The sequence below is a fragment of the Halorubrum ezzemoulense DSM 17463 genome (assembly GCF_002114285.1).
In the GTDB taxonomy this organism is placed as follows: Archaea; Halobacteriota; Halobacteria; order Halobacteriales; family Haloferacaceae; genus Halorubrum; species Halorubrum ezzemoulense.
In genome coordinates this window covers 1-5,088 of the sequence record NZ_NEDJ01000120.1, presented here as the reverse complement: position 1 = coordinate 5,088, position 5,088 = coordinate 1, and the positions used below count along the sequence as shown (strand labels likewise).

Genomic DNA, 5,088 nt, shown 5'->3' with positions numbered 1-5,088 from the left:
TTGTCGAGGATTCCGATTTCAAGATCGCGACGCGATACGTTTCGTCGGCAGCAAGCGCGTCGTGTTCAATTTCACTCGCGGGGACATCCACGATATATGAGCCATCACGTTCTTCGATTTGAGCACTAAACACAGAGCGAAGCGAATCAGAAATCTCGATCATCAGGTATCACGGGTTGTAGCTAGTCAACGTATCTAAATCTCGCGTTTCGCGCTACTCTGAGGTGGTAATCTAGTGTATGCTGAAGAGACCACGCAGATCCCGAACAGAAACTCCTCAAAAGACTAGTGCCGCTTCAACGCTGGACTGCTAGAAACGACTGATAGACGGTCTGTAGGGTGAATCTAGCAGATCACAACTGAAGGCCCACTACCCTCTCATCGTCGAGGTCGTGCGAGCGTTAGGCCAACCCAGTCTCGGGACGGGTGTCATGGACCGGTATCTCGAAGTGGCGAGGACAGACGGCTCGATCGGACACACACGGTGGAAAGTTCGTGTTTGAATCAGATGCATCGGTGTTCGGTTAAGCCCTAGCCGGCAGTTCTGTGGGGTTTGAGCGTCGGTCACTCCCGCCGCGTGCGCCCGACTCAGGCAATCTTGGACCGTATAGAATATTACTGGGAGTGGTAACCGAACACAGATGGAATCAGATGCTTATCGCTTATATTCGATTGTAACAGCGGCCGGATCGTGATATTCATGCTACTAAATACTCGTGGATATAACCCGCTGGTAGAATATTACTACTAGGCTTAACTAAAGACGAGTGCTTACCCGTGTGGCAACTAAACTCAGAGCCACACACCTCAGTATGCCTCCAGCAGATTCCTCCCAACAGCAGACGGACGACTTCCACAGTCATCCGTTTATCCAGTGTGATGCGTGCGAGTCTGCTCTCCACTCTAACAGAAGACACACCTTGTCCTTCCTTCTCCTAGATCAGCTCACACTCCCTCTCGTTGGGTGTAATGAACACCTTGAGCAATTCGCCTCCGTCTGCGGATTCACTACCGAAAACACAGTTGAACTCATACAGCATTGGCCAGCCGGCGGTATTAACTGTCCCAGCTGCCACCTCGCACCACATAATCCAGATCAACCTGTACTCCCGGTACAGGACGGAGCAGTCGCCATCCTTGCCTGTCCCGAGCATCAAACAGAGATCATTGGTCGGTTCCACACAGGTCTTGATATGCAACAGCAGCTAACTGCTTCCCTCGATACGCTACAATAGGCCTACCTAGGGTGTCATACAATAAGTACCACAGACGATGTCTCACTTTCGGAGAGAGTGAACCAGCACCGGGCTTTTCCGTCGGAAATGATGCGTATTAGCGAGATGCCTCAACCCGATCCAGTACAGTGTCCCGTCTGCGGCTGGACAGGGTACGTTTCCGACCTGAGCAGAGATCAGAACGCATCGTGTCCGAGTTGCGGTCAGGAGATCGATCTCATCGAGTAGTGGGACCGTGTGCGGCAACGACTTTTAGTGGACAAATTTCCCAGAATGACTACTGGGCCTTCAGTTGTGATCTGGTAGATTCACCCTACAGACTGTCTATCAGTCGTTTCTAGCAGATCAGTGTTGAAGCGGCACTAGCAGGCCAGATCCGTCAATACAGTTGATTTACATTCCGACGCATATCACTGATCGACTTACGCTCTATCAGAAAGTGTGTGCGAGATACAGAGGAGGCCCATATCTATGTGGTCAGTTATCTCAACTGCTGTACTGACTTTTTTCATAGCTGAACTAAAAACTCTGAGTATGTCTGACCGAGCAGAGCACAGGGATACAATCCGTGTCCTCCATGTTGATGACCAACCAGACTTCGCCGAAATGACCACAGCGTTTCTTGAACGAGAGAGTGACCGATTCGACACTGAAACGGTAAGTAGTGCGAGCGAGGGGCTGAATCGTCTTGCTGAATCCACATTTGATTGCGTCATTTCCGACTATGAAATGCCCGGGCAGAACGGCATTGAGTTCCTCCGAGCTGTTCGTGAGGAGTGGCCTGATCTACCGTTTATTCTGTTTACTGGCAAAGGGAGTGAAACCGTCGCCAGTGACGCAACCTCTGCAGGAGTCACTGATTATCTGCAAAAATCGTCTGGAAATGAGCAATACGAATTACTGGCCAATCGCATTCTGAATGCTGTCGGCAAGGTACAGGCCGAAAAACAGATTAAAACAGAACAGAAGCGATTTAAGACTCTTTTCGACCACCTCTCACAACCCGCTGTAGAAGTTCGGTACGAGGCCGATGAGCCAATCGTCAGGCAGGTTAATGCGGCATTTGAGAACGCATTCGGGTACGAATCTGAGACTATGATCGGCGATTCACTTGACACACACATCGTCCCTGATAACCGAACTGACGAAGCCGCAGAAATCAATGAACATGTCCAATCTGGCGGCAGTCTTGACTCGAGGGAGGTAACCCGACAGACAACAAACGGACTCTGTAAATTCCTCCTCCAAAATGCGGTCTATGATGACGGTTCAGGCGGGTTTGCTATCTACACAGACATTACTGACCGAAGCGAACGTAAGGAACTGCTTGAACGAAACCGAGATCTACTGCGACACACGCAACAGTTGGCTAAGGTTGGTGGGTGGGAGGCAGATCTTGAAACTGGCGAACAGCGTTGGACGAAGGAAACATACAATATCCACGATCTCGATCCTGCTGAAGAATCCGACCCCTCGGTTGAAACAGCGATCGAATTTTATCATCCTGACGACCAATCAACAATTCAGACAGCAATCGAAAACTGCCGCGCCCACGGCAAGCCGTACAATCTTGAACTGCGATTGATCACGGCAGAAAATGATCAAAAGTGGGTACGTACTACTGGTGAACGCATACATGACAGTGACGATATAATCAAACTTCGAGGCGCAATCCAAGACATCACCGCTCAGAAAGAACGAGAAAAGGAACTCCGACTGTACGAACAACTCGTCAGGCACTCTCCCGAGTTGCTGGTCATCATGGACGAGGAGATGACTGTTAAGTACCAAAGCCCACCGTCGCCGTTACTCGAGTGGGAGCCACTGGATGTTGTTGGCGAGAACCCCTTCGAAGAGGTCCACCCAGACGACCACGAGAAACTCATGGATCACTTTGCTCGACTGAAGGACAAACCCGATGGGATTGTCGCCGTTGAGTTTCGGGCACGGGACGTGGATGGGGACTGGCGGTGGGTCGAAAGCCGTGGGCAGAACTTCACTGACAGCGACCCGATTGAGGGTATTCTTACGGTAATGCGTGACGTTACACAGCGAAAACAACAAGAACAACGGCTCGCTCGGTACAGCACCACCCTCGAGCAGATGCAGTCGAGAACGCAAACCCTACTAGAAACGACGAATCCCACAGAAGCAGCCGAGTCTGCCGTAGCGGCGTTCGAAGCCGTCTTAAAATGTGACACTACTGGTATCTGGTTACGCAGAGACGACCAAGATATACTTGAGCCGGCCGCCATCTCCGAGCGTGGTCAGGAGTTGATTTCTGACCCCCCAACGTACGGGGCGGACACGCAATCACTTTCGTGGGAGGCCTATCAGCAGCAAGAACTCCGATACATCAGCGATATGTCCGCACATGACCAGCGATCGAATGAAGACACACCTATCGAGAGCGAGGTAATCGTACCACTCGGCCGGCATGGAATAGTGAATGTTGGTTCCACGGAGCCGGATGCATTTACTGAGCAAGAGATAGATGTTGTTGAGTTGTGGAGCAACACACTGACGGCTGTGTTTGGCCGGATTACACAGCTAGAATTACTACGGGGGCGGGAAGCTGAACTCGTTCGGGAACGTGACCGGCTCGATGAGTTCACCAGCATCGTGTCGCACGACCTTCGGAGTCCGTTGAACGTCGCAAAGGGGCGAACGAAGCTGGCTGCTAGCGAGTGTGACAGCCAACACCTAACCGATGCTCAACAGGCCCTGACACGTATGGAAGCGCTCATAGACGACTCACTAGCGCTGGCTAGACAAGGAAAAGTCGTCGGTGAAACGACTAGTGTCGACCTCGAGGCGATTGTCGATCGGTGCTGGGAGACGACCCCCACAACCGAGGCTACCCTTGAGATTGAGGGGCTATCATCAATACAAGCAGATGCCGATCGATTACCAGAGGTGTTTGAGAATCTTTTCCGAAATGCGGTTGACCACGGTGGCGAAGGCGTGACGATCACCGTTGGGGAGGTAGACACCGGATTTTATATAGAAGACGACGGATCCGGCATCTCTGGCGATAACCGGGACGAAGTGTTTGAGACCGGGTACTCGACATCCGAAGAGGGAGTCGGCTTTGGACTGAATATTGTCAAACAGATAGTAGAGGCTCACGGCTGGGAGATTCATCTGACCGACAGTGCCGATGGTGGTGCCCGCTTCAAGATTACCGGTGTCGAGAAAGTTGAGTGATCGATGCGTGCTGTGTATCTCGCACAGCTATTGGAATATCCCCCTGATCTGGCAGAATCCTCGGCACTCAATCCGCAAGCGCTTTTTATCGGCTGATCCGGCTGTAAATTCACGAAATAAATGTCGTGGCAACTCTTCTATGCCATCCTAGGAACAGCATGAGTGGCCCAATGGTATCGTCAAAAAATATGATGGCGATACCAGTGTACCAAGTCTCTACGAATCACCGGTGACAGACATCTTCATTCCTCTAGAACTCATCCAACAAGTTCCCCAGTAGTTGCTTCTTGGAGGCTCAACTGGCGTGGGCGTCTCCCCATTACCTCAGTCTCACATTCAACAAGGACACCACCAGCGACAGCAGCGTCCTCTCGATAACACGCTCTCGTAGTCACTGCCCACAGCGCTGGCAGCACCTCATCGAGTAACGGCCACGGCTCTGTGAGTTCTAGCAAGACGTCGCCAGCGAACCCGACTTCCTCTGGTGAGATTGGTCCGTCTGGCCCGTGATGCTCCCGGGCTGTCCGTAACGCTCCGGCCGCAGCGTGGACGTCGTTGCTGACGGTCGGATCGCTCACCCATCGCGGGTAGATATCCTGGTACCGCTCAGGAAGTTCTCCGTCATCCCGATCCGTCTCCGCAAACG

General features: G+C 52.0%; 2 protein-coding genes. One reads left to right on the top strand and one right to left on the bottom strand.

Annotated elements, in window-relative coordinates:
* Positions 1-935: 935 nt before the first annotated feature.
* Positions 936-1,181, bottom strand: a complete 246-nt coding sequence (locus B9H04_RS18930) for a hypothetical protein (protein ID WP_155120081.1) — start codon at positions 1,179-1,181, stop codon at positions 936-938.
* Positions 1,182-1,769: 588 nt separating this feature from the next.
* On the opposite strand from B9H04_RS18930, the gene B9H04_RS17300 reads away from it, so the two are divergent.
* The gene (locus tag B9H04_RS17300; RefSeq protein WP_139835148.1) at positions 1,770-4,442 is read left to right on the top strand and encodes a hybrid sensor histidine kinase/response regulator; all 2,673 of its coding nucleotides are present in this window, start codon (positions 1,770-1,772) and stop codon (positions 4,440-4,442) included.
* The last annotated feature ends 646 nt before the right edge of the window (positions 4,443-5,088 follow it).